Origin of the sequence: Pseudomonas fluorescens, from assembly GCF_000802965.1 — a bacterium.
Taxonomy (GTDB): domain Bacteria; phylum Pseudomonadota; class Gammaproteobacteria; order Pseudomonadales; family Pseudomonadaceae; genus Aquipseudomonas; species Aquipseudomonas fluorescens_A.
Genome location: NZ_JSAK01000015.1, coordinates 195,375 through 219,445 on the forward strand (window position 1 = coordinate 195,375; position 24,071 = coordinate 219,445).

A 24,071-nucleotide genomic window follows, 5' to 3' on the forward strand; every position below is an offset into this window, starting at 1 on the left:
AAGGCTGCGATCTTTTTGCGGACTACTGGAATCTGAAGCCGGACTTAACCCTCATCCCCCTCATCATCATCCCCGCCATCAACCTTCATCCCCAGCTCCTTGATCTTGCGAGTCAGGGTATTACGCCCCCAGCCCAGCAAAACAGCAGCATCGCGGCGGCGACCGGCGGTGTGCTTCAGGGCGGTCTCGATCATGATCCGCTCAAATGCCGGCACAGCGCTGTCGAGCAGGCTCGATTGACCGCGTGCCAACGCCTGATCGGCCCACTGACGCAGCGCCTGCTCCCAGTTGGTCACCGGTGCCGAATCCTGCGGCAGGCTCAGCAGCTCTGGCGGCAAGTCGCCAATGTGCACTTCGCGCCCGGAAGCCATCACCGTGATCCAGCGGCAAGTGTTCTCCAACTGACGCACGTTGCCCGGCCATGGCAGGTTTTTCAGGTATTCCTCGGTTTCGCTTTTCAGCAACTTCGGCTCGACGGCCAGCTCTTGCGCAGCACGGCTGAGGAAGTGCTTGGCCAGTGTCGGAATGTCTTCGCGACGGTCCGACAGGCGCGGGATGTGGATACGGATCACGTTGAGGCGGTGGAACAAGTCCTCACGGAATTTCCCGGCGTGGACCAGGGTTTCCAGGTTCTGGTGCGTTGCGGCGATGATCCGCACGTCAACCTTGACCGGCACATGGCCGCCAACGCGGTAGAACTCGCCATCGGCCAGTACGCGCAGCAATCGGGTCTGCGTGTCTGCGGGCATATCGCCAATTTCATCGAGGAAAAGCGTACCGCCGTCAGCCTGTTCGAAGCGTCCGCGACGCAGGTTGGCCGCGCCGGTGAACGCGCCTTTTTCGTGGCCGAACAGTTCGGACTCCATCAAATCCTTCGGGATCGCCGCCATGTTCAGCGCGATGAACGGCGAAGCCGCGCGCGGGCTGTGACGGTGCAGGGCGTGGGCCACCAGTTCTTTACCGGTCCCGGATTCGCCGTTGATCAGCACGGTGATGTTGGAATGGCTCAAGCGCCCGATAGCGCGAAACACTTCCTGCATCGCCGGCGCTTCGCCGATGATTTCCGGGGTGCGAGTCAATGCTACGGGGACTTCCAGGCCTTGTTGTTCCTGTGCGTGCTGATTCGCACGCTTGACCAGGGAAACCGCTTCATCAACGTCAAACGGCTTGGGCAGGTATTCGAACGCGCCGCCCTGATAGGACGCGACAGCGCTGTCCAGATCGGAATGCGCGGTCATGATGATCACTGGCAGCCGTGGGTGTTGCTCGCGAATCCGCGCCAGAAGGTCCAGGCCGCTGGCGCCGGGCATGCGGATGTCGGAGATGATCACGTCCGGCTGCTGGCGCGCCAGGCGGCTCATCACGCCATCGGCGCTGTCGAAGCTTTGTGTGGTCATGCCTTCTTGCTGCAAGGCTTTTTCCAGGACCCAACGGATAGAACGGTCGTCATCGACGATCCACACGGTTTCACTACGGCTCATGTCGATGTGGCTCCTTGTTCCAGTGGCAGAAAGATCGAGAAAGTGGTGTGGCCTGGGTGGCTGTCACATTCGATCAGGCCCTGGTGCTGGCTGATGATGTTCTGGGTAATGGCCAGGCCGAGCCCGGTACCGTCCGGACGACCGCTGACCATGGGAAAGAAGATGGTTTCCTGGAGTTCCGCAGGAATGCCGGGACCGTTGTCGATGATTTCGATCTTGGTCACCAGGCGATGGCGCACGTGGCCGATGGTGAATTGGCGCATGGCGCGGGTGCGCAAACTGATGCGGCCCAGGCGCAACTCGTTCTGGCTGCTGATGGCCTGCATCGCATTGCGCACGATATTCAGGACTGCCTGAATCATTTGTTCGCGATCGATCAGGACGTCGGGAATGCTTGGGTCATAGTCACGCACCAATGTAATGCAGCCTTGGCTTTCGGCCTCGACCAGATGGCAGACGCGCTCCAACACCTCGTGGATGTTGCACATCGCCAGCGACGGCAGCTTGTTGGAGCCGAGCATGCGGTCCACCAGATTTCTCAGGCGGTCGGCTTCTTCGATGATGACGTTGGTGTAGTCGCGCAGGCTTTCTTCCGGCAGCTCACGGGCCAGCAATTGCGCCGCGCCGCGAATCCCGCCCAGGGGGTTTTTGATTTCATGGGCCAGGCCGCGCACCAGCATCTTGCTGGTTTCCTGCTTCGACAGTTGCGCTTCTTCCTTGGTGATACGCAGCAAGCGGTCACGGGGATGGACTTCGAGCAGCAGCATTGTCTTGCCATCGCTCAGGATAGGCGTCACGGCGTAATCGACGGTCAGGGTTTGGCCGGTGAGGGCGGTGAGCATCGCTTCACGTTTGGTGAACGGGTGCGCCTGCTGCACCGCCTGACGCAAGGAATTCAGCGCCTCGGTGGATTCGGTGAATAACTCGCTGATGAATTGCCCATGGCTGCGCTGGCCGCTGATGGCCAGAAGCATCTCCGCCGCCGGGTTCATGTACTCAAGGCGCAATTCGGCGTCGAGCAGGATGGTCGCGGTGGTGAGGTTGTCGAGTAGCAAGCGGTGCAGTGCGTCGCTAATGGTCATCGGGACCTCTTTTGGAGCAGGGCGGCGCGCAGGAAAAAAGCGCTGATGCGGGGAAAATGCAAAAACCAAACCAAGGCTCCGAAAAGAAGCGTTAAACGCCTGAAACGGGCGTTTGACGCTCGATTGCGTGGCGTACTGCCAGCTAACGCGGGTACTTTCGAACCAAAATGGGTTGAAGTGTGAGCGCAGTGCAACGAATCGCACCAATATAGTGCGCAAAGCTGAACGACGTTTGAAAGGTGCAAGAACGAACTTTTTTCTTCGGGTTCGTCGGTAAGTGGGGATTTCGGTCGTCGGCCGAAGATGCGTTTGAAGGCGCCCGATCAGCGCCCAGGCCCTCGATGCTTTCGCACCCGTTGCACGTAAAAAGTGACTGTCGAGCTCTGCTGAACCACGGTTTCGCCGTCAATCACTTGCACTGCCAGACTGTGTTCACCGCGGTCGATGTTCACCAATTGGAGGATTGGTACGTTGGTTGGCTGGCCGTAAGGTTGGCCATCCAGAAGCAGTCTCAATAGATGAGGGGCTTGCAGACGCGGTTTGATCAGTGCGTTGACGGTGAAGGTGCCATTGTTGGCGCGCAGGGCTTCGGTGGTGGGCAGGCCGGTGAGTTCCAGCACCTCGTAGGCGGCTTGGAGTTGTTCCTTTGGTTTGGGTTGAGTCGGGGGCGCAGGAGGCGACAAGGGTTCGACGCGATTGAGCGGCGGCAGCTCGACCGGCTGGGCGTTCACAACGTCAGGTGGTTGATTGCTGTAGGCCGTGTTGCCCTCGGCGTCAGTGTACTTGTAGATCTGCGCCGATACGGGCAGGGCGATCAGCAAAAGGATGAAGAGAAAACCACGACCCATAAAATCGACCGGAAACGAAAGCGATAGGTGCAGCATAGGGCAGGGTCGGTGGTAGACCCAAGCCGTTAACATTTGGGTACGGTAAAAGGATCAAAAGATCTCAGCCTTCGGCAGCTCCTACATGTGACCCGTAGGAGCTGCCGAAGGCTGCGATCTTTTGATTTTGCCCACAAAAAAAGCCTCCCGAAGGAGGCCTTTCTTGTCACGCCGCTTGCGCAGGCGCTACCGGATTAGCAGCTGTAGTACAGCTCGTATTCCAGTGGGTGTACGAAGGTACGTACCTTGATTTCTTCTTCGCTTTTCAGGGCGATGTAAGCGTCGATGAAGTCGTCGCTGAAAACGCCGCCTTTGGTCAGGAACGCACGACCTTTGTCCAGCTCTTCCAGGGCTTCTTTCAGGCTGCCGCAAACTTGTGGGATCTCTTTCGCCTCTTCAGGCGGCAGGTCGTACAGGTTTTTGTCAGCAGCATCGCCAGGGTGAATCTTGTTCTGGATACCGTCCAGGCCAGCCATCAACAGTGCGGCGAAGCACAGGTACGGGTTGGCAGCCGGATCCGGGAAGCGAGCTTCGATACGGCGGGCTTTAGGGCTCGACACGTAAGGAATACGGATCGAAGCGGAGCGGTTGCGAGCCGAGTAGGCCAGCATAACTGGAGCTTCGAAGCCTGGAACCAGACGCTTGTAGGAGTTGGTCGCCGGGTTGGTGAAGCCGTTCAGAGCCTTACCGTGCTTGATGATGCCGCCGATGAAGTACAGGGCGGTATCGGACAGGCCGGCATAGCCTTCGCCTGCGAAGGTGTTCTTGCCATCTTTCCAGATGGACATGTGTACGTGCATACCCGAACCGTTGTCGCCGTACAGCGGCTTAGGCATGAAGGTCGCGGTGCGGCCGTAAGCGTCAGCAACGTTGTGTACAACGTACTTCAGGGTTTGGGTTTCGTCGGCTTTCTTCACCAGGGTGTTGAACTTGACGCCGATTTCGTTCTGGCCGGCAGTTGCCACTTCGTGGTGGTGAACTTCGACGGTCAGGCCCATTTCTTCCAGTGCGTTGCACATGGAGGTACGGATTTCGTGGTCGTGGTCGAACGGTGGAACCGGGAAGTAGCCGCCTTTGACGCCTGGACGGTGGCCCTTGTTGCCGCCTTCGATGTCCTGGTCGGACATCCAGGAGCCTTGTTCGGAGTAGATCTTGAACATGGAGCCGGAGATGTCGGACTTGAACTTCACTTGGTCAAAGATGAAGAACTCTGGCTCTGGACCAGCGAATACGGTGTCACCGATACCGGTGGATTTCAGGTGTTCTTCAGCGCGCTTGGCGATCGCACGTGGGTCGCGGTCGTAGCCTTGCATGCTCGAAGGTTCGATGATGTCGCAGACCAGGATCAGGGTCGGCTCTTCGGTGAACGGGTCCAGGACAGCGGTGGAGTCGTCCGGCATCAGGATCATGTCGGAGGCTTCGATGCCTTTCCAGCCAGCGATGGAGGAACCGTCGAACATTTTGCCGACTTCAAAGAAGTCATCATCCAGCGCATCGCGAGCCGGCATGGTCACGTGGTGCTGAGTGCCCTTGGTGTCTGTGAAGCGCAGATCAATCCACTTGACGTCATGATCTTTGATGAGTTGAACCGACTTCGACATAGTGTCCTCCGGGTGGATTAGGGCTGGTAGTGGATGCCCTTAAATGTTTGTGATGCCGGCGCGAATACTCTGCCAAGGCAACCTGCCTCACAAGGGAGCAAATTGCATGCCAGTGCCCCACCATGGGTTTTTTGCCCCAAATTCACGCTTATAGACGTGCAAAGCTTCTTAAAGCAGAAAAATGCGCTCCTTAATGTGGCGCTGGAAAGTGAAAGTGACCCGTTTTGGTGCGCGCAAAACCTTCTGCACATTAACTGGTTAAACCTTGAGCAATTTCCGCTATAATCCGCGCCCCCCTTTTTCGGCAGGCCCTGCGCGCGCTGTTTCCATGAAATTAATCGTAAAAGTCTTCCCCGAGATCACCATCAAGAGCCGCCCGGTACGGATGCGTTTCATCCGTCAGTTGGCCAAGAACATCCGTGCCGTGCTCCGCGATCTGGACCCGGCTGTGGTGGTGAACGGCGTGTGGGACAACCTCGAGCTGGAAACCCGCGTCAGCGATCCCAAGGCCCTGAAAGAGATGGGCGAGCGCCTGAGCTGCATGCCGGGCGTCGCGCACTTCCTGCAAATCGACGAATACCCGCTGGGCGACTTCGACGACATCGTCGAGAAGTGCAAACAGCATTACGGCGATGCGCTGGCCGGGAAGATTTTTTCGGTGCGTTGCAAACGCGCCGGCAAGCACCCATTTAGCTCCATAGACATCGAGAAATACGTCGGTAGCCAGTTGCGCCGACAGTGCGGTGCCGCCGGGATCGATCTGAAAAAGCCTGAAATCGAAGTTCGCATCGAAGTTCGCGACCAACGGTTGTTCGTGATCCACAGCCAGCACACCGGCATCGGCGGTTATCCGCTGGGAGCACTGGAACAGACGCTTGTGTTGATGTCCGGCGGGTTCGATTCCACCGTCGCGGCCTACCAGATCATGCGCCGTGGCCTGATGGCCCATTTCTGCTTCTTTAACCTGGGTGGACGGGCCCACGAGCTGGGCGTGATGGAAGTCGCGCACTTCATCTGGAAGAAGTACGGCAGCTCGCAACGCGTGCTATTTGTCAGTGTGCCGTTCGAGGAAGTGCTCGGAGAAATTCTCGGCAAAGTCGATAACAGTCATATGGGCGTAGTATTGAAGCGTATGATGTTGCGCGCTGCGTCGAAAATTGCTGATCGGCTGCAGATCGAGGCGCTGGTCACCGGTGAAGCGATCTCCCAGGTTTCGAGCCAGACATTGCCGAACCTGAACGTGATCGACTGCGTGACCGAGAAGCTGGTGCTGCGCCCGCTGATCGCCAGTCACAAGCAGGACATCATCGATACGGCCAACGAAATCGGCACCGCCGACTTCGCCAAGCACATGCCGGAATACTGCGGGGTCATTTCGGTGAACCCCAAGACCGCTGCAAAACGCCATCGCGTGGAGCACGAAGAGAAAGAGTTCGACATGGCCGTCCTTGAGCGTGCGCTCGAGAACGCCAAACTGGTACCGATCGATCGCGTGATCGATGAATTGGGCCAGGACGTACAGATTGAAGAAGTCAGCGATGCGCTGGCCGGTCAGATCGTCATCGACATCCGTCACCCGGATGTCGCTGAAGATGACCCGCTGGAGCTTGCTGGTATCGAGGTACAGACGATGCCGTTTTATGCACTGAACGCTCGTTTCAAGGAACTGGACCCTACTCGCCAGTACCTGCTGTATTGCGACAAAGGCGTGATGAGTCGCCTGCATGCCCACCATTTGCTCAGTGAGGGGCATGCCAATGTGCGCGTTTATCGACCGAGCTAAGTGCCCGGGGCTGTTTGCCTGTGGCCTGCGTCACCGGCCCCCCGATGCCACCGTCAAGCTGTAACGGCTTTTACGGACGCTACTGTTAATCGCTGCCAAGACTTGTCAGCACACCGAATCCTCTGATCGAGATACACAAGTGATCGAAAATCTACGCAACATCGCCATCATTGCTCACGTTGACCATGGTAAAACCACCCTGGTAGACAAACTCCTGCGTCAATCCGGCACCCTGGAGCGCAACGAGCTCAACGACGAGCGCGTGATGGACTCCAACGACCAGGAAAAAGAGCGCGGTATTACCATTCTGGCGAAAAACACCGCCATCAACTGGAACGGCTACCACATCAACATCGTGGATACCCCGGGCCACGCCGACTTCGGCGGCGAAGTTGAACGCGTAATGTCGATGGTTGACTCCGTTCTGCTGCTGGTTGACGCTCAAGACGGCCCTATGCCGCAAACCCGTTTCGTGACCAAGAAGGCTTTCGAAGCCGGCCTGCGTCCGATCGTGTGCATCAACAAGGTTGACCGTCCAGGCGCGCGTCCGGACTGGGTTCTGGACCAGATCTTCGACCTGTTCGACAACCTGGGTGCCACCGAAGAACAGCTGGACTTCAAAGTCGTCTACGCCTCGGCCCTGAACGGTATTGCCGGTCTGGACCACAACGAAATGGCTGAAGACATGACCCCGCTGTACCAGTCGATCGTCGACAACGTACCAGCGCCGGCTGTTGACCGTGACGGTCCGTTCCAGATGCAGATCTCCGCACTGGACTACAACAGCTTCCTGGGTGTTATCGGTGTTGGCCGTATCGCTCGTGGTCGCATCAAGCCGAACTCCCCGGTTGTCGCTATCGGCGCCGACGGCAAGAAGCGTAACGGTCGTATCCTGAAGCTGATGGGTCACCACGGTCTGCACCGTGTAGACGTTGACGAAGCTGCTGCAGGCGACATCGTGTGCATCAGCGGTATGGACTCGCTGTTCATCTCCGACACCCTGTGCCACCCGGACACCGTTGAAGCGATGAAGCCGTTGACCGTCGACGAGCCAACCGTTTCCATGACCTTCCAGGTAAACGACTCGCCATTCTGCGGTAAAGAAGGCAAGTTCGTGACTTCCCGTAACATCAAGGAACGTCTGGACAAAGAGTTGCTGTACAACGTTGCACTGCGCGTTGAAGAAGGCGACTCGGCTGACAAGTTCAAGGTTTCCGGCCGTGGCGAACTGCACCTCTCGGTACTGATCGAAACCATGCGTCGCGAAGGCTTCGAAATGGCTGTAGGCCGTCCGGAAGTGATCATCCGTCTGGTTGACGGCGTGAAGCACGAACCGTTCGAAAACGTCACCATCGACCTGCCGGAAGAATCCCAAGGCAAGGTGATGGAAGAGATGGGCCTGCGTAAAGGCGACCTGACCAACATGGTGCCGGATGGCAAGGGCCGTGTACGTCTGGAATACAACATCCCTGCTCGTGGTCTGATCGGTTTCCGTAACCAGTTCCTGACCCTGACCAACGGTGCTGGCATCCTGACCTCGATCTTCGACCGTTACGACGTGATGAAGTCGGGCGACATGTCCGGCCGTCAGAACGGCGTTCTGGTTTCGGTTGAAACCGGCAAGGCGCTGACCTACTCCCTGGAAACCCTGCAGGCACGTGGCAAGCTGTTCGTAGAGCACGGTCAGGAAATCTACAACGGTCAGATCGTTGGTCTGAACAGCCGTGACAACGACCTGGGCGTTAACCCTACCAAGGGCAAGAAGCTCGACAACATGCGTGCTTCGGGTAAAGACGAAACCATCGCTCTGGTTCCACCTGTTCGCTTCACCCTGGAACAGGCTCTGGAATTCATCCAGGACGACGAGCTGTGTGAAGTCACTCCTAAGTCCATCCGTCTTCGCAAGAAGATCCTGGACGAAAGCGAGCGTACCCGCGCTGCCAAGAAAGCCAAGGCATAACATTTAGCCTGGCTTAACGAAAACGCCCCCGGTCGAGAGACCGGGGGCGTTTTTGTTTGTCTGCGATTTACGCCGAGCCTTTGTGGCGAGGGAGCTTGCTCCCGCTCGGCTGCGCAGCAGTCGTAAAATTTTGGGGTCGCTGCGCAACCCAGCGGGAGCGAGCTCCCTCGCCACGGATGTAACCGGTCAGAACCGCTCGATACTCCGCGAATACTGTTCGCGCACAACTTCTTTCGGCTTGTACGCGCAATACCCCGGCCGCGGGCCGATTTTCGGGTGGTTGCGGCAAGTATCCGGGCGCTTTTCATAAATAGTGCACAGACGGCTCTTACGATCCAGGTACAGGCAATCGTTGTTGCTCATGCGCTGGAGAGTGAAGATTCCCGACTTCTGGTTAAAGCGCTCGACCAGGCCTTCCTTTTGCAGGCGCTTGGCGATGTTCTTCGGCGGATCACCCATCTCGAACTCATCGACCACACCGATGCGGATCAGATCCTTGATCTTGACCTCGACCGGCAGCGTGCAGCAGCTGGACATGCAGGAGCCGCACATCGGGGCGGAGTACTTGGCCCAGGTATCGAGGCGGTCGATCTCCGCAGCGGCGATCAGGTTCGGCTTCATCATCGGTTGTTACCAGCGTGTGCATCAGGGCGCGCGATCATACCGGGACTGGTGGATTTTTGAACAACCTTTCGCCAGATTTTTTTCGTCACCGCTCAACTCCACCGCTAATCCGGCACGGCACCTGCATTGATTCAAGTACACGACAATGGATTGCCGACCCAATTCGCACTAACGGGAAAAACTGCCGAACCGGAGCCTCTACCGCCTGTCAGACCGTCTAGGCTCAGACAACTCAAAGCTCGCTCGAGGTCTTATCGATGACTCAAGAACCACTTGTTCGCGAAGCAGAGGTGGCCGCATTCCGCGACGCCGTCTTGACCAAACTCACCTACGCGGTGGGCAAAGACCCGGATCACGCCTTCGACCACGACTGGTTCGAAGCCATTGCGCTGGCAGCGCGCGATCACATGGTCGAGCACTGGATGGACCATACGCGGCAGATCTATCGCAAAGGCCAGAAGCGCGTTTATTACCTCTCGCTGGAATTCCTCATCGGCCGCTTGCTCTACGACAGCTTGAGCAACCTAGGCTTGCTTGATGTGGCACGCGAGGCCCTGACCGAACTCGGCGTCGACCTGGAACGTATCCGTTTGCTGGAGCCCGATGCGGCGTTGGGCAACGGTGGCCTCGGTCGTCTTGCGGCGTGCTTCATGGAAAGCATGTCGACTCTCGGCATCGCCGGACACGGTTACGGCATTCGTTACGAACACGGTTTGTTCCGCCAGGCCATCGTCGACGGCTGGCAGCAGGAACAGACCGAGCACTGGCTGGATTTCGGCAACCCCTGGGAATTCGAGCGGCCGGAAGTGGTTTACCCGATCGGCTTCGGCGGCAGCGTCGAAACCGTGACCGATGAAAGCGGCAAGTCCAAGCAAGTCTGGCACCCGGCGGAAACCGTGCGGGCCATTGCCTATGACACGCCGGTGGTCGGTTGGCGCGGCGCGAGTGTGAACACGCTGCGTTTGTGGCGTGCGCGGGCGATGGAAGATTTGCACCTCGAGCGCTTCAACGCCGGCGACCACTTGGGCGCGGTTGCCGAAGTAGCGCGGGCCGAAAGTATCTCCCGCGTGCTGTACCCGGCAGACAGCACCGAGGCCGGTCAGGAATTGCGCCTGCGCCAGGAATACTTCTTCGTCGCCGCGTCCCTGCAGGATTTGCTGCGTCGCCATCGCAACATGCACACCTCGGTGCTGACCCTGGGCGATCACGCGGCGATCCAGCTCAACGACACTCACCCGTCGATTGCCGTGGCCGAGCTGATGCGGCAATTGGTCGACGTCTATGACGTGGCGTGGGACGCCGCGTGGCAGGTCACGGTCGACACGCTGTCCTACACCAACCACACGCTACTGCCGGAAGCGCTGGAAACCTGGCCGGTCGGTTTGATGGAGCGCATGTTGCCGCGGCACATGCAGATCATTTATCTGATCAACGCCCAGCACATCGACTCGCTGCGCGCCAAAGGCATCCATGACTTCGACGTGCTGCGCGCCGTATCGCTGATCGAAGAAGACAACGGCCGCCGTGTGCGCATGGGCAACCTGGCGTTCCTCGGCTCCCACAGCGTCAATGGCGTGTCCGGGTTACACACGCAGCTGATGCGCAAAACCGTGTTCTCTGAACTGCACAAACTCTATCCAGAGCGGATCAACAACAAGACCAACGGAATCACCTTCCGCCGCTGGTTGTATCAGGCCAACTCGGAACTGACCTCGATGCTGGTCGACTCCCTCGGCCCGGACCTGCTGGATAACCCGGAAGCGCGTCTGCTGGATCTTGAGCCGTTCGCCGAGAAGACCGCATTCCGCAAAGCCTTCGCCGAGCAGCGCCTGCACAGCAAAAAAGCCCTGGCGTACATCATTCACGAACGACTCGGGGTGGCGGTCAACCCGGCGGCGATGTTCGACGTGCAGGTCAAGCGGATCCACGAGTACAAACGACAACTGCTCAACCTCATGCACACCGTGGCGCTGTACCAGGCAATTCGCGCCGAGCCGGAAATCGACTGGGTGCCGCGAGTGAAAATCTTCGCTGGCAAGGCTGCCGCGAGCTATCACCAGGCCAAGCTGATCATCAAATTGACCAACGACATCGCCCGGGTGGTGAACAACGACCCGACCGTGCGCGGATTGTTGAAAGTGGTGTTCCTGCCCAACTACAACGTCAGCCTGGCGGAAAGTATTATTCCGGCGGCGGACTTGTCCGAGCAGATTTCCACCGCAGGGTTCGAAGCTTCGGGCACCAGCAACATGAAGTTCGGACTCAACGGCGCGTTGACAATCGGCACGCTGGACGGCGCGAACGTGGAAATGTGCGAGCGCATCGGCGCCGAGCACATGTTCATTTTCGGCCTCAGCGCGCAGCAGGTTGAAGCGCGTAAGCAGAACCATGAGTTCAGTGCGGTGCCGGACATTGCTGCGTCCCATCGGCTCAACGACGTACTGCAAGCGATTCGCGGCGGGGTGTTCTCGCCGGATGATCCGTCCCGTTATGCCGGGCTCATCGATTCGCTGGTGGACTACGATCGCTTCCTGGTGTGCGCCGATTTCGATTCCTACTGGAACGCGCAAATGCGCGTCGAAGCCCACTGGCACGACTCTAACGAATGGTGGCGTTCAGCGGTGTTGAACACGGCACGCATGGGCTGGTTCTCATCGGACCGGACGATTCGCGAGTACGCTACGGATATCTGGAAGGCGTTGGGGTAACTTTTCAGTCGGGTCGATATACTGGCGGCCGTAAAAGATCGCAGCCTTCGGCAGCTCCTACAGGATCAATGTAGGCGCTGCCGGAGGCTGCGATCTTTTTTGGAGCTGGCTACGCTAATCTTTCCGGATTGCGCTTAGGGATATCGACCATGCAATGGATGTTGATGCTGATTGGCCTCGTTGTGGGCTGGATACTCGACGAGTCGTTCGGCGATGCGCTGCTGGGCGCGCTACTGGGTTTGGGAATCGGCCAGGCCATTCGCATCGGTCGTCTGGATTCCCAAACTGTCGAGCAGCGCCGTTTGCTGGAACAGGCGCGGGTTGCGCTGCATGCAGTCGAGCAACGGCTGGCCGTGCTGGACGTGTCGGGTGCCACCTCACCGCAAGCAGTCGGCGAACCTGTTGTCACCAAGTCCGTTTCAATCCCAGACATTGTCGAAGCGCCGCAACTGATCTGGGAACTGCCGCCCGAACTTGATCCCGTCACCACGACCGAAGCCAGCCGCCCGCTCCCCGTGGATGCCTGGAAACCAGTCGCCCGCGAACCGCAACAACCCGCCACCCCTCGCGCACCTAACCTCATCGACCGCGCCATCAGCGGTGCCCGCGCATGGCTGTTTGGCGGCAACACGGTGCTCCGGGTCGGCGTGGTGCTGTTGTTTCTCGGTCTGGCCTTCCTGTTGCGCTACGCCACCGAGGGCGTGGTGATACCGATCGAATTACGCTACGCCGGCGTCGCGGCAGCAGCGCTGGGGTTGCTCGGTTTAGGCTGGTGGCTGAGGGCCCGCAACAGCCAGTACGCCTTGATCCTGCAAGGCACCGGCATCGCCGTGTTGTACCTGACCGTGTTTGCCGCGATGCGCCTGCATCCGTTGCTCGACCCCACGGCGGCGTTTGGCCTGTTGGTGGCGGTGACGGTGTTCTCGGCGATTCTCGCCATCACCCAGGATTCCCTGGGACTGGCTGCCGCCGCTGCGCTCGGGGGTTTCGCCGCTCCCCTCCTGGTGTCCACCGGGGCCGGTAGCCACGTCGCGCTGTTCAGCTACTTCGCATTGCTCAATGCCGGGATCTTTGCCATTGCGTGGTTCAAGGCTTGGCGTTTGCTGAACGTGATCGGCTTCAACGGCACCTTCGGTATTGGTTTTGTCTGGGGTATACGTTCCTACACGCCGGACTTGCTCTGGAGCACAGAGCCGTTCCTGATCCTGTTCTTCCTGATGTACCTGGCCATCGGTTTGTTATTCGCGCGGCGCAAGCTGCTGGAATTGTCAGATACGCCTGAAGACGACAGCCGTGAGGCGCTGCTTCGCTGGTCAGCACGCAAAGGTGATTACGTCGACGGCACACTGCTATTCGGTCCGCCGCTGGTGGGCTTCGGCTTGCAGTTCGCGCTGGTCCAGCATCTTGAGTTCGCTGCCGCGTTCAGCGCCTTGGCGTTGGGCATTATCTACATGGGTTTGGCTCGGCTACTCATGGGTGGAAAGGCGCTGCTGCTGACGGAAACCTGCCTGGCGTTGGGCGTGATCTTCACCAGCCTGGCAATCCCGTTGGGGCTCGATGCGCGCTGGACGACAGCGGCGTGGGCGGTGGAAGGCGCGGGGATTTTCTGGCTCGGTCTGCGTCAACAGCGGCCGTTGGCGCGGGCCTTTGCCTTGTTGCTGCAACTGGGTTCGGCGTTGGCGTTCCTCAGCGAACTGCGCAGTGGAGACAGCAGCCTGATCAGCGGCGCGCCCTTGGGCGCATTGTTGCTGGGCTGCGCCTTGTTGTTCAGTTTCTACCAATTGCACAAAGCGTTGCCCGAGCACACGAAATCCTGGGAGCGTAAAGGATTGCCGGTGCTGGCCTGTCTCGGTCTGACGTTCCTCTATCTGCTGGCGCCGCTGTTCTTCTTCACCCATGGCACGGTCATCAGTTGGGCGTTGGCCGGGTTGGCGACGTTGTTTGTCGGCCTGCGATTGCCATCGCGCACGTTCCTGTTCAGCGCGTTTGCCGTGCAATTGCTCGGTGGCGTTTTATTCCTGATGGCAGGCTCGGATCTGTTTGCTTTGCAGGCCGGCGACGCGTTGCAGCCATTGGCCCATGGTGGGTTCTGGACGCCGCTGGTGTTGGGGCTGGCGGCGTTGCTCGGGGCGTGGCGCTTGCACTTGGACAATCCGCCCAAGGCGTTCGATGGATTGGCTTTGCAGCGTTTCTCTCAAGCGTTGCTGGTGTGGGGTGCAGGCTGGTGGGCGCTGGCTTGGGTTACCGAGGTATTGCGCTTTGCCCCGCTGAATCTGCAAGCGACGTTCTTGCTCGCCGTCGCAGCCTTGAGTGTTGCGTTGTGGACGGTGTTGGCCCTGCGCTTGAAATGGCCATCGCTGGGACTGCTCTGCACCTTGCTGATTCCGGCGGCCGGCCTGGTATTGCTCGGCGCTTGGCATTCGCGTTATCACCCGGCGGCTGACTTCGGTTGGCTGGTGTGGACGTCGGTCTTCGTTGTGCATTTCATCTCGCTGCGCCGCTTGGCGCCGATGCTGCCGGCGTGGGCGCTGAGTGCCGCGCACGTGCTTGGTTGCTGGCTGTTGATTGGGGTGCTGGCGCTGGAGCTGCGATATGGACTGCTGCTGATGTCCGAGCAGTACAACGCCTGGCGCTGGCTGGGTTGGGCGATTCTGCCGAGCCTGTATCTGGTGCTGATGGCTTCCCCGCGTGCCTGGCCCTGGCCGGTGTCGGCTTATGCCCGGGAATATCGGGTTTACGCCGCCGCGCCTTTGGCTTTGCTGATGTTGGGCTGGTTCTGGCTCGCCAATATCGTCAGCGACGGCGCCGCCGAGCCGCTGCCCTATGTGCCGCTGATCAATCCGCTGGAGTTGGGTTTGTTGTTTGCGTTGTTCGGCATCTACGTCTGGTCGCGCAGTGCCGTGCCGCAACTGGCGATCCGCAAGGACTACGCCTCTTATGCCACGCAAATGGTCGCCGGCGTTTCGCTGTTCACGTTCTTCACGGTAGTGGTCATGCGCACGGCGCATCACTGGAGCGGTGTGCCGTTCGAGTGGGATGCGTTGCTCGACTCGATGTTGGTGCAGGCCGGTCTGTCGATTGTCTGGACCTTGATGGCCCTGAGCCTGATGATTGGCGGCCATTTGCGGCATCGCCGTGAAGTCTGGCTGGTCGGCGCGGCGTTGATCGGCGTGGTGGTGGCCAAACTGTTCTTTGTCGAATTAAGTAACCGCGGCGGGTTGGCGCGGATCGTCTCGTTTATCGGCGTTGGCGTGTTGCTGCTGGTGGTCGGCTATTTCGCGCCATTGCCACCCAAACGCGTCGAAACTGCGCCGGATGCGGAAAAACCGGCGCCGGAAACCGAAGGAGTGTCGTCTTGAGTCAGAAGCTGAACCTTGGCTGGTTGGGCATTGTTGCAATGGGTGTGGCGCTGGCAGCGGCCGCTCAGGAGAAACCGGCGGACTTTGCCACGCAAGTGCCGCTGTCGGTCAGCGGTGACGGCCCGTGGTATCGCCTCGAGCTGCCCCTGACCGTGCAACTGAATGCGCGCCAGACCGACCTGAGCGATGTGCGGGTGTTCAACGCCGCCGGTGAACCACAGGCCTATGCATTGGCTCGGGAAACCGCGCAGGTCGACGACAACCGCACGCTGACCGACGTCAAATGGTTCCCGCTGTACAACGCGGCGGATGCCACCGAACGCGCACCGAGCGTGCGTGTGCAATCGAACGCCAACGGCTCGCTGGTCGAAGTGCAGCCTTCCAGCCAACTGGAAGCCGGTGAAGAAGCGTTGCGCGGCTGGTTGCTCGACGCCAGCGCGATCAAGGCGCCGTTGCAGCAACTGATCCTCGATTGGACCAGCGAACATGACGGTTTCCAGCGGTTCAGCATTGAGGCCAGCGACGATTTGCAGCAGTGGCAATCCTGGGGCGAGGGGCAAGTGGCGCGGCTGACGTTTGCCGACGAACGGGTCGAGCAGCACGAAGTCGGCCTGCCGGGGCAGTCGGCGCGCTATTTGCGATTGCTGTGGAAAACGCCGCAATCGGCGCCGATCCTGACTTCGGCGCAACTGCAAAGCGCCAGCCCCCGCAGCTTGCCGCTGCCGTTGGTCTGGTCGCAAGCGCTGGCCGGCAGTAGCGTGAAGGCCGGTGAATACACCTGGCAATTGCCGACGGGGCTTAACGTCGAGCGGGTGCAGATCGAGTTGAGCCAGCCCAACAGCCTGGCGCCCGTGATCTTGGCCGGTCGCCGGGACAGCAGCCTGCCGTGGCAGCCGCTGAACAGCGGTTTGCTTTATCGCCTGACCGAGAATGGCCAGGACGTGGTGCAAAACGAATTGCAGTTGTCGGGACAAACCGTGCAGCAGTTGAAGCTGACAGTGGATGAGCGCGGCGGTGGCCTTGGGGCGCAAGCACCCACGATCAAATTTGCCGTGCGCGCGACGCAATTGGTGTTTCTGGCGCGGGGGCCGGGGCCTTACACGCTGGCGCTGGGCAGTTCGACGGTGAAGGCGGCGAACCTGCCGTTGGCGACGCTGATTCCGGATTACAGCGCGGCGAAGATGGCGACGTTGGGTTGGGCTTCGATTGAAGGTGGGGCGGTAGTGACCCCGCCGGCTTCGACAGTACCGGTGGAGATTGGTACTGACTGGAAGAAATTTGGCCTGTGGGCGGTGTTGTTGCTCAGTGTTTTGTTTCTGGCGGCGATGGCGTTCAGTCTGCTGCGCAAACCACCAACCAACACTTGAGAAAGGCTGGCACTGCGCGCCAGATCGCGGGCAAGCCCGCTCCCACAAGGAAAGCGCAGTACCTGTGGGAGCTGGCTTGCCAGCGATTACGGCCGTTCAGTCGATAGAAATGCTGATATGACCGCGACATTTACGCTCACTTCCAGACCAATTCGATCTACGCTAAACCCCGCGCATGAACTCTCTTCAGCCGATCACGTCTGATAGGAGGAAATACGCCCCGACTCGCGTTAAACTGCGCGGGTTTTTAGCCCCCCCCATTCTCCGGAGCCTTCCATGTCCCGCGTTACCTTGAGTCGCTATTTGATTGAGCAGACCCGCAGCAACAACACTCCTGCCGATCTGCGCTTCCTGATCGAAGTGGTGGCGCGTGCTTGCAAGGAGATCAACCACGCCGTGTCCAAAGGCGCCCTCGGCGGCGTTCTGGGCAGCATGGGCACTGAAAACGTCCAGGGCGAAGTGCAGAAGAAGCTCGATGTGATCTCCAACGAGATCCTGCTCGAAGCCAACGAATGGGGCGGTCACCTGGCCGGCATGGCGTCCGAAGAAATGGACAACGCCTACCAGATCCCGGGCAAATACCCGAAAGGCGCGTACCTGCTGGTATTCGACCCGCTGGACGGTTCGTCGAACATCGACATCAACGCCCCGGTCGGCACCATTTTCTCGGTGCTGCGTTGCCCGAACGAATACCTGAGCCAGAACGAACCTTTGAATGAAAAGGCCTTCCTGCAGCCAGGCACCCAGCAAGTGGCCGCCGGTTACGCCATCTACGGTCCACAGACCATGCTGATCCTGACCCTGGGCGACGGCGTGAAAGGCTTCACCCTGGACCGTGAAATGGGCAGTTTCGTACTCACCCACGAAAACATCACCATTCCTGAGTCCACCCAGGAATTTGCGATCAACGCGTCCAATCAGCGTCACTGGGAAGCGCCGGTACAACGCTACGTCAGCGAGCTGCTGGCAGGCGATGAAGGCCCGCTGAAAAAGAACTACAACATGCGTTGGGTTGCCGCGATGGTCGCCGACGTACACCGCATCCTGACCCGTGGCGGTCTGTTCATGTACCCACGTGACAGCCGTGAGCCATCGAAGCCGGGCAAACTGCGCCTGATGTACGAAGCCAACCCGATGTCGTTCCTGGTGGAACAAGCGGGCGGCGCGTCCACCGATGGTCACCAACGCATTCTCGACATCCAGCCTGAAGGGCTGCACCAGCGCGTAGCGGTGTTCCTCGGTTCGAAAGAAGAAGTTGCACGCGTGACGGCTTACCACAAGGAATAAACCATGACCGCGCCCTGGCAGCCGTTGCTCGAATGGTGGTTCGGAAATTCCGAATCAGCCAAAGAAGTGGCGGCGCAGAAGGGCAAGTTGTGGTTCGGCAAGCGTGACAGCCAGGACCTCGAAGCGCGCGAGCGTTTCGGGGACCAGGTCGAACAGGCACTGGCCGGCGGATTGACCGAGTGGGCGCAATGCCCCGAAGGTTGGCTGGCGCTGGTGCTGTTGCTCGATCAACTCCCGCGAATGATCTTTCGCGACACTCCCAAGACTTATTCCGGTGATACAAGGGCCCAGGCGCTGGTCGCCCAAGGCATCGCTGCGGATTTCGATCGGCAGCTACGGCCCATCCAGCAGGTGTTCATTTTGCTGGTGTTCGAGCATTGCGAAAATCTGGCGGTGCAGAATGAAGGCGTCTCGCGTTACATCGAATTGGTGGCGCAGCAACCGGCGGCTGATCGGGCGTTATTTGCCGATTACCTGGATTTCGCCGAGCGGCATCAGAAAGTGATCGCGCAGTTTGGACGGTTTCCGCACAGGAATGCGGTGTTGGGACGCGAGAGTACGGCTGAGGAATTGGCGTTTCTTTCGAGGCCGGGGTCGCGGTTCTAACGACGTCCTTAAGGATTGCCTTGAAGCAGCCGTTTCATTAGCAGGTTTGGCAGACTTTTTCGCGTGTCGGCAATGATATGGACGAAGACTGTCTGTTCACGAATCTCATAGATGACCCTGTTCATGCCAGAGACGACTTGTCGATACTGGCTGAGATTCAGCTTTTCGATTTCTTCCGGTATCGACCCTGAATAGGGCTGCGCGCCCAAATGGCGGATGGCGGCCTTAAGGCTGGAATAGGTGCTTTGCCAGGTTTGGCTTGAGAAATGTTTGATGAGGTAGGTACGAAGGTCTTTCAAGTCTGTTTCGGCGGACTGAAGAATGACGACCTTTAAACTCATTGATGGTCAACCTTGTCCAGGTCAGCGAAAACATCCTCGGCATCGCGAAACTTGCCTTCCTCGATCTCACGATTTCCCATTGCCAGAAGCTTTAAAAGAGCCATCGTGTCTTCTTGCTCCTCAAAACTTTTCACGTCCATGACGACCAGTTTTGCTTCACCGTTTTGGGTAATCACCAAAGGCTCGCGACTTTCTGTGAGTGTCTTGACGATTTCGGCGGTATGACTCTTCAAATAGCTGATTGGCTTTATTTGAGATGAAAGCTTCATGGCGTGGATCTCGGCAGAATGAGTGAGACCGAGTTTAGTCTTAATTCAGTCTAGTGTCAGATTGGGGCGATCAGTGATACCGCCATCGCGAGCAGGCACGCTCCCACATCGGGTTTTTGCCAATCACAGTCTATCTGTACGGCAGAGAATCCCTGTGGGAGCTGGCTTGCCAGCGATGAGACCAGTGAGAGCGCCTTAGATCCTGAAACTACCCACCAACTGCTTCAATCGTGCCGCCTGTTGTTCAAGATCCGCACACGCACGCAAGGTCGACTGCAAGTTCTCCACGCCTTCCTGGTTCAGCGTGTTGATCTCGGTGATGTCGACGTTGATCGATTCCACCACGGCCGTCTGCTCTTCTGTCGCGGTCGCCACGGACTGGTTCATGCCGTCGATCTCGCCGATGCGCTGGGTCACGCTGCCCAGGCGTTCACCGGCCTGGTTGGCGATGCCGACGCTGCTTTCGCTCTGGCGCTGGCTGTCGGTCATGGTGCTCACGGCTTCGCGGGCGCCGACTTGCAGTTCTTCGATCATCTTCTGCACTTGCTGCGCCGAATCCTGGGTGCGATGGGCGAGGTTGCGCACTTCATCGGCAACCACGGCAAAACCGCGTCCGGCTTCACCGGCACGGGCGGCTTCGATGGCGGCGTTAAGGGCTAGCAGGTTGGTCTGCTGGGAGATGCTGGTGATCACTTCCAGAATCTGCCCGATGTTGACGGTGTTGCTGTTGAGCGTCTCGATGTTGCCGCACGAATCGCTGATCTTCGCCGAGAGCTGATGCATCGCCGAAATGGTCTTGTCGACGACCTGCTGACCGTCTTCGGCCAAGGCGCGCGCATCACTCGAATGCTGGGAGGCGAGGGCGGCGTTCTGGGCGATTTCCTGGGCGGCGGCGCCGAGCTGGTTGATTGCCGCCGCGACGCTGCTGGTGCGCGAGGCTTGCTGGTCGGAGTTGAACATCGACGAATTGGACGCCGCGACCACGCGCAGGGCAACTTCGTTGACCTGGCCGGTGGCCGAGGACACTTCGATGATCGAAGTATGAATCCGCTCGACGAAGCGGTTGAACGACAGCCCCAATGCGCCGAACTCGTCGTGGCCGTGAATGGTCAGGCGCTTGGTCAGGTCACCTTCGCCTTCGGCGATGTCGTGCATGGCGCGACCCATGGTCAGCAATGGCTGCATCAGGAAGCTGATGAGCATGCCCAGCAACGCAATGATGATCACCACCGCAATGAACATGGCGATGACCGCGGAGGTGCGGAATTCGCTGAGCATCGAGAAGGCGGTGTCCTGGTCGAGCACCAGCGCCACATACCAATCCGCCGAAGGCACGCCGTTGACGTGGGTGAAGGAGATGAACTGGCGCTTGCCGTCGAGCTCGACTTCTTTCATGCCCGGGCTGACTTTTGGTGCGCCATTGGGGTAGGCGTCTGCCAGGTTTTTCAGCACCAGTTTGCTGTCCGGGTGAATCAGGATTTTGCCGTCGGCGCTGACGATGAAGGCGTGACCGTGGCCGCCGAAGTTCAGCGAGTTGATGATCGCACTGACGCTGGACAGGTCGATGTCGGCCCCGGCGACGCCGATCATTTGGCCCTGGCGCTGCACCGGAGTGGCCACGGTGATGACCAGTTTGCCGGATGAGGCGGCGATGTACGGTTCCGTAACGATGGTTTGTTGCGCGCTGTTTGCCGCTTTGTACCAGCCACGGGCACGTGGGTCGTAGTCCGCCGCGCGGTTGCCCGCCGGGACCGAGAACATCACACCATCGGCGCCACCAAAGTAGCTCAACTGGAAATTGCCGGTGTAGGCGGGCAGGTCGATGATCCGCTTCAGGCTGGCGAGAGCATTGCCATCGGCGCTGACCTGTTGGGCCATCGATTGCAGTAACTGCATACGGCTTTCCAGCCAGGTCTGGATGTTGCTGGTGGTCAGGCTGCCGAGTTCCTGCATCGAGGCTTCGGTGCTGGTGCGCAACGTCTGACGCTGGCGATAGTCGTTGAACAGGATGAAACAAGCGAATGCAACGGCCACCACGAGGGCAGCAGCCAACAAGATCTTGTGGCTGAACTTCATGTTTCTGGTCATTAAATGAGCTACCGCGGAAAGACTGGACGACATAGGGTGGCAATCGCCACGGACGTGGGCATTGCGCTGCCATTTATGTCGACTGGGCGGCGCCAAAGATTAGGCGCTTTTGGCGAAAACCGACGAAATGCCCGGTAGCCGAACAAAGTGGCTGATTTTCCATCAGAAGGCAGACGAGTGGCCTGATAAATAGCCGGTCGGCCAGGGAACCAGATAGGGGTTTTCTCTTCTAAGGTTCAGCTTGGCAGCCATGCCAATCCCTTCGCCCTCGGAGTTACACCATGTCGCTGCGTTCCATCGCCCTGCTTTCGTTCTGCGTGTTGTTGGCTGCGTGCAGCAAGGTCAATCAGGAAAATTACTCGAAACTCTCGTCCGGTATGGCCAAGGCCGAGGTTGAAACCTTGCTCGGCAAACCGACCGATTGTTCGGGCGCGCTCGGCATGTCCAGTTGCACCTGGGGCGACAAGAACAGCTTTATCAGCGTGCAGTTTGCCGGTGACAAAGTGCTGATGTTTTCCGGCCAAGGCCTGAAGTAAACCGGGGCGATGCGCCCACGGAGAAAAACAATGAAGCGGTTATTGATGATGCTTTTTGCCGGCCTGCTATTGGCCGGCTGTGCCACTTCTGGCCAGGATACGTTGGCACCCAAGACGGCCAGCAGCGTCAACCTCAAGCGTTACCAGGGCACCTGGTATGAGTTGGCCCGACTGCCGATGTACTTCCAGCGCGACTGCGCGCAATCCGAAGCCCATTACACGCTCAAGCCTGACGGCAACGTAGCGGTATTGAACCGCTGCCTGACGGCGCAATGGCAGTGGGAAGAGGTCAAGGGTACGGCTTATCCGCAGGTGCCGGGCAAGTTCGACAAATTGTGGGTCGAGTTCGATACCTGGTTTTCGAGGCTGATTCCAGGCGTTGCTAAGGGCGAGTACTGGGTTCTTTACGTCAGCGATGACTACAAGACGGCTATCGTCGGTGACTCGAGTCGCAAATATTTGTGGCTGTTGTCACGCACTCCGAAGGTCAATGGGGTGGTGCGTGAGGAGTTGCTGAGCAAGGCGCGTCAGCAGGGTTACGACACTACGCGGTTGATTTGGCGAGCGTCGGATACGCAGATGGCCAAGACTTCAAACTGATCCAATAAACCCTGTAGGAGCCGGCTTGCTGGCGATGGTGTGTCAGCTACATCAAAGTTGACTGACACTCCATCGCCAGCAAGCCGGCTCCTACGAAGGGCGGGCCTTAGCCCAAGAGGTCGCGCAACACCTGGGTGAAGGCGCGATTGCTTTCCTCTTCCCCGGCATGCCGCCCATCACGCACGACCCACTGGCCGTTCACTAGCACATCCCGCACCTGCCGATCGCCACCGGCAAACAACCAGCGATTCAAAATCCCGTCACCGCTCGCTGTCGCCAGGTACGGATCGTTGCCATCCAGCACCAACCAATCCGCACGCTTGCCGACTTCCAATGCGCCAATCGGCTGACCCAACGCTTGGGCGCCACCCTCCAGCGCGGCATCAAACAACGTGCGGCCAACCATCGGCTGATCCGCGCCATACAAACGGTTGCGGCGCTGATCGCGCAGACGCTGGCCATATTCCAGCCAACGCAACTCTTCCACCACGCTCAACGACACATGGCTGTCGGAACCAATGCCCATGCGCCCGCCCTGGGCGAGGAAGTCCACCGCCGGGAAAATCCCGTCGCCGAGGTTGGCTTCGGTGGTCAGGCACAGCCCGGCGATGGCGCGACTCTTGGCCATCAGCGTAACTTCTTCCGGGTTGGCGTGGGTCGCGTGGACCAGGCACCAGCGTTGGTCGACCTCGGTATTCTCATACAGCCATTGCAGCGGACGACGGCCGCTCCAGCTCAGGCAGTCGTCAACTTCTTTCTGCTGTTCGGCGATGTGAATGTGCACCGGGCACTGCTTGTCGCTGGCGGCCAGGACTTCGCTGATCTGCTGCGGCGTGACCGCGCGCAACGAGTGGAAACACAAACCAAGGGACTGCGCCGGTTGCTGTGCCAGGATCGGTTGCAGGCGCGATTGCAGTTTGAGGTAATTTTCGGTGCTGTTGATAAAGCGGCGCTGGCCTTCGTTCGGCGTTTGGCCACCGAACCCGGAGTGGCTGTAGAGTACCGGCAGCAAGGTCAAGCCGATACCGGCAGAACGGGCGGCCTGGCTGATGCGCAGCGCCAATTCCGCCGGATCAGCGTAAGGCTGGCCGTTGTTGTCGTGATGCACGTAATGAAATTCCGCCACCGAGGTGTAACCGGCCTTGAGCATTTCGATGTACAGCTGACGGGCGATAACGCCGAGTTGCTCCGGGCTGATTTTTCCGACGAGGCGGTACATCAGATCGCGCCAGGTCCAGAAACTGTCGTTCGGATTGCCGGCCACTTCCGCAAGACCCGCCATGGCGCGCTGGAACGCATGGGAGTGCAGATTCGGCATGCCCGGCAGCAGCGGACCGCTCAGCTTTTCGGCGCCATCTGCGTGGGAATCGGCCTGGATATGGGTCAATACGCCGTCGGCGCTGACCTCAAGACGTACATTGTTGGCCCATCCACTAGGCAGCAGCGCGCGTTCGGCAAAGAAGGCGGACATGGTTCAGCACCCCATCGTGTGTTA

General features: G+C 59.2%; 18 protein-coding genes and 1 pseudogene. 9 read left to right on the forward strand and 10 right to left on the reverse strand.

Going from position 1 to position 24,071, the window contains the following annotated elements; translation table 11 throughout:
- Nucleotides 1–44: 44 nt before the first annotated feature.
- From ntrC to glnA, 4 genes are all read right to left on the reverse strand, one after another.
- The gene (gene ntrC / locus NL64_RS13450; RefSeq protein ID WP_034148556.1) at nucleotides 45–1,481 is read right to left on the reverse strand and encodes a nitrogen regulation protein NR(I); all 1,437 of its coding nucleotides are present in this window, start codon (nucleotides 1,479–1,481) and stop codon (nucleotides 45–47) included.
- Complete coding sequence (gene glnL, locus NL64_RS13455; protein ID WP_034148557.1) at nucleotides 1,478–2,563, reverse strand: nitrogen regulation protein NR(II); 1,086 nt, start codon at nucleotides 2,561–2,563, stop codon at nucleotides 1,478–1,480. The genes ntrC and glnL overlap by 4 nt, the downstream gene beginning before the upstream one ends.
- A gap of 323 nt (nucleotides 2,564–2,886) precedes the next feature.
- A complete protein-coding gene (locus NL64_RS13460) occupies nucleotides 2,887–3,411 on the reverse strand; it encodes a DUF4124 domain-containing protein (protein WP_034148659.1) in 525 nt (174 codons plus the stop codon).
- A 230-nt stretch (nucleotides 3,412–3,641) separates the two neighbouring features.
- Complete coding sequence (gene glnA, locus NL64_RS13465; protein ID WP_034148558.1) at nucleotides 3,642–5,048, reverse strand: glutamate--ammonia ligase; 1,407 nt, start codon at nucleotides 5,046–5,048, stop codon at nucleotides 3,642–3,644.
- Between the two features lie 328 nt (nucleotides 5,049–5,376).
- Between glnA and thiI the strand changes: the two genes are divergently transcribed.
- Both thiI and typA read left to right on the forward strand, forming a co-directional pair.
- Nucleotides 5,377–6,831 carry a tRNA uracil 4-sulfurtransferase ThiI gene (gene thiI / locus NL64_RS13470; protein WP_034148559.1) on the forward strand — a complete coding sequence of 485 codons (1,455 nt, stop codon included), beginning with the start codon at nucleotides 5,377–5,379 and terminating at the stop codon, nucleotides 6,829–6,831.
- 139 nt (nucleotides 6,832–6,970) lie between these two features.
- Nucleotides 6,971–8,791, forward strand: a complete 1,821-nt coding sequence (typA, locus tag NL64_RS13475; RefSeq protein ID WP_034148560.1) for a translational GTPase TypA — start codon at nucleotides 6,971–6,973, stop codon at nucleotides 8,789–8,791.
- A 186-nt stretch (nucleotides 8,792–8,977) separates the two neighbouring features.
- On the opposite strand, the gene NL64_RS13480 is transcribed toward typA, so the two are convergent.
- Nucleotides 8,978–9,415 carry a YkgJ family cysteine cluster protein gene (locus tag NL64_RS13480; RefSeq protein ID WP_034148561.1) on the reverse strand — a complete coding sequence of 146 codons (438 nt, stop codon included), beginning with the start codon at nucleotides 9,413–9,415 and terminating at the stop codon, nucleotides 8,978–8,980.
- A 257-nt stretch (nucleotides 9,416–9,672) separates the two neighbouring features.
- On the opposite strand from NL64_RS13480, the gene NL64_RS13485 reads away from it, so the two are divergent.
- The 5 genes from NL64_RS13485 (at nucleotide 9,673) to NL64_RS13505 (ending at nucleotide 18,742) form a co-directional block, all read left to right on the forward strand.
- The gene (locus tag NL64_RS13485; RefSeq protein ID WP_034148562.1) at nucleotides 9,673–12,123 is read left to right on the forward strand and encodes a glycogen/starch/alpha-glucan phosphorylase; all 2,451 of its coding nucleotides are present in this window, start codon (nucleotides 9,673–9,675) and stop codon (nucleotides 12,121–12,123) included.
- Nucleotides 12,124–12,272: 149 nt separating this feature from the next.
- A complete protein-coding gene (locus NL64_RS13490) occupies nucleotides 12,273–15,482 on the forward strand; it encodes a DUF2339 domain-containing protein (RefSeq protein ID WP_034148563.1) in 3,210 nt (1,069 codons plus the stop codon).
- The gene (locus tag NL64_RS13495; RefSeq protein WP_034148564.1) at nucleotides 15,479–16,849 is read left to right on the forward strand and encodes a DUF3999 domain-containing protein; all 1,371 of its coding nucleotides are present in this window, start codon (nucleotides 15,479–15,481) and stop codon (nucleotides 16,847–16,849) included. The genes NL64_RS13490 and NL64_RS13495 overlap by 4 nt, the downstream gene beginning before the upstream one ends.
- 276 nt (nucleotides 16,850–17,125) lie before the next feature.
- The gene (locus NL64_RS13500; RefSeq protein ID WP_034148565.1) at nucleotides 17,126–18,136 is read left to right on the forward strand and encodes a class 1 fructose-bisphosphatase; all 1,011 of its coding nucleotides are present in this window, start codon (nucleotides 17,126–17,128) and stop codon (nucleotides 18,134–18,136) included.
- A gap of 3 nt (nucleotides 18,137–18,139) precedes the next feature.
- Nucleotides 18,140–18,742: a DUF924 family protein gene (locus NL64_RS13505; RefSeq protein WP_034148566.1), complete on the forward strand. Its 603-nt coding sequence runs from the start codon at nucleotides 18,140–18,142 to the stop codon at nucleotides 18,740–18,742.
- A gap of 8 nt (nucleotides 18,743–18,750) precedes the next feature.
- Here the strand turns inward: NL64_RS13505 and NL64_RS13510 are convergent, their stop codons facing one another.
- The 4 genes and pseudogenes from NL64_RS13510 to NL64_RS31090 all read right to left on the reverse strand — a co-directional run.
- Nucleotides 18,751–19,083: a type II toxin-antitoxin system RelE/ParE family toxin gene (locus NL64_RS13510; protein ID WP_034148567.1), complete on the reverse strand. Its 333-nt coding sequence runs from the start codon at nucleotides 19,081–19,083 to the stop codon at nucleotides 18,751–18,753.
- Nucleotides 19,080–19,352, reverse strand: coding sequence for a type II toxin-antitoxin system Phd/YefM family antitoxin (locus tag NL64_RS13515; RefSeq protein WP_034148568.1), 273 nt, complete (start codon nucleotides 19,350–19,352; stop codon nucleotides 19,080–19,082). Before NL64_RS13515 ends, NL64_RS13510 begins: the two co-directional genes overlap by 4 nt.
- Before the next feature lie 195 nt (nucleotides 19,353–19,547).
- Complete coding sequence (locus NL64_RS31085) at nucleotides 19,548–20,312, reverse strand: methyl-accepting chemotaxis protein (RefSeq protein ID WP_411741311.1); 765 nt, start codon at nucleotides 20,310–20,312, stop codon at nucleotides 19,548–19,550.
- A gap of 93 nt (nucleotides 20,313–20,405) precedes the next feature.
- A pseudogene (locus tag NL64_RS31090) lies at nucleotides 20,406–21,473 on the reverse strand (HAMP domain-containing protein); the annotation flags it as partial.
- 248 nt (nucleotides 21,474–21,721) lie between these two features.
- Between NL64_RS31090 and NL64_RS13525 the strand changes: the two are divergent.
- Nucleotides 21,722–21,976: a lipoprotein gene (locus NL64_RS13525; RefSeq protein ID WP_034148570.1), complete on the forward strand. Its 255-nt coding sequence runs from the start codon at nucleotides 21,722–21,724 to the stop codon at nucleotides 21,974–21,976.
- Between the two features lie 30 nt (nucleotides 21,977–22,006).
- Nucleotides 22,007–22,576 carry a lipocalin family protein gene (locus tag NL64_RS13530; RefSeq protein ID WP_034148571.1) on the forward strand — a complete coding sequence of 190 codons (570 nt, stop codon included), beginning with the start codon at nucleotides 22,007–22,009 and terminating at the stop codon, nucleotides 22,574–22,576.
- A 106-nt stretch (nucleotides 22,577–22,682) separates the two neighbouring features.
- Here NL64_RS13530 and NL64_RS13535 read toward each other — a convergent pair whose 3' ends face one another.
- Nucleotides 22,683–24,047: a formimidoylglutamate deiminase gene (locus NL64_RS13535; RefSeq protein WP_034148572.1), complete on the reverse strand. Its 1,365-nt coding sequence runs from the start codon at nucleotides 24,045–24,047 to the stop codon at nucleotides 22,683–22,685.
- Between the last annotated feature and the right edge of the window lie 24 nt (nucleotides 24,048–24,071).

Coding starts and splice junctions, on each gene's coding strand:
- NL64_RS13485 (WP_034148562.1), top strand. CDS start 9,673: ATGACTCAAGAACCACTTGTTCGCGAAGCAGAGGTGGCCGCATTCCGC.
- NL64_RS13525 (WP_034148570.1), top strand. CDS start 21,722: ATGTCGCTGCGTTCCATCGCCCTGCTTTCGTTCTGCGTGTTGTTGGCT.
- NL64_RS13500 (WP_034148565.1), top strand. CDS start 17,126: ATGTCCCGCGTTACCTTGAGTCGCTATTTGATTGAGCAGACCCGCAGC.
- NL64_RS13505 (WP_034148566.1), top strand. CDS start 18,140: ATGACCGCGCCCTGGCAGCCGTTGCTCGAATGGTGGTTCGGAAATTCC.
- NL64_RS13515 (WP_034148568.1), bottom strand. CDS start 19,352: ATGAAGCTTTCATCTCAAATAAAGCCAATCAGCTATTTGAAGAGTCAT.
- ntrC (WP_034148556.1), bottom strand. CDS start 1,481: ATGAGCCGTAGTGAAACCGTGTGGATCGTCGATGACGACCGTTCTATC.
- NL64_RS13510 (WP_034148567.1), bottom strand. CDS start 19,083: ATGAGTTTAAAGGTCGTCATTCTTCAGTCCGCCGAAACAGACTTGAAA.
- glnA (WP_034148558.1), bottom strand. CDS start 5,048: ATGTCGAAGTCGGTTCAACTCATCAAAGATCATGACGTCAAGTGGATT.
- NL64_RS13460 (WP_034148659.1), bottom strand. CDS start 3,411: ATGGGTCGTGGTTTTCTCTTCATCCTTTTGCTGATCGCCCTGCCCGTA.
- glnL (WP_034148557.1), bottom strand. CDS start 2,563: ATGACCATTAGCGACGCACTGCACCGCTTGCTACTCGACAACCTCACC.
- NL64_RS13480 (WP_034148561.1), bottom strand. CDS start 9,415: ATGATGAAGCCGAACCTGATCGCCGCTGCGGAGATCGACCGCCTCGAT.
- NL64_RS31085 (WP_411741311.1), bottom strand. CDS start 20,312: ATGTTCAACTCCGACCAGCAAGCCTCGCGCACCAGCAGCGTCGCGGCG.
- thiI (WP_034148559.1), top strand. CDS start 5,377: ATGAAATTAATCGTAAAAGTCTTCCCCGAGATCACCATCAAGAGCCGC.
- NL64_RS13530 (WP_034148571.1), top strand. CDS start 22,007: ATGAAGCGGTTATTGATGATGCTTTTTGCCGGCCTGCTATTGGCCGGC.
- NL64_RS13490 (WP_034148563.1), top strand. CDS start 12,273: ATGCAATGGATGTTGATGCTGATTGGCCTCGTTGTGGGCTGGATACTC.
- NL64_RS13535 (WP_034148572.1), bottom strand. CDS start 24,047: ATGTCCGCCTTCTTTGCCGAACGCGCGCTGCTGCCTAGTGGATGGGCC.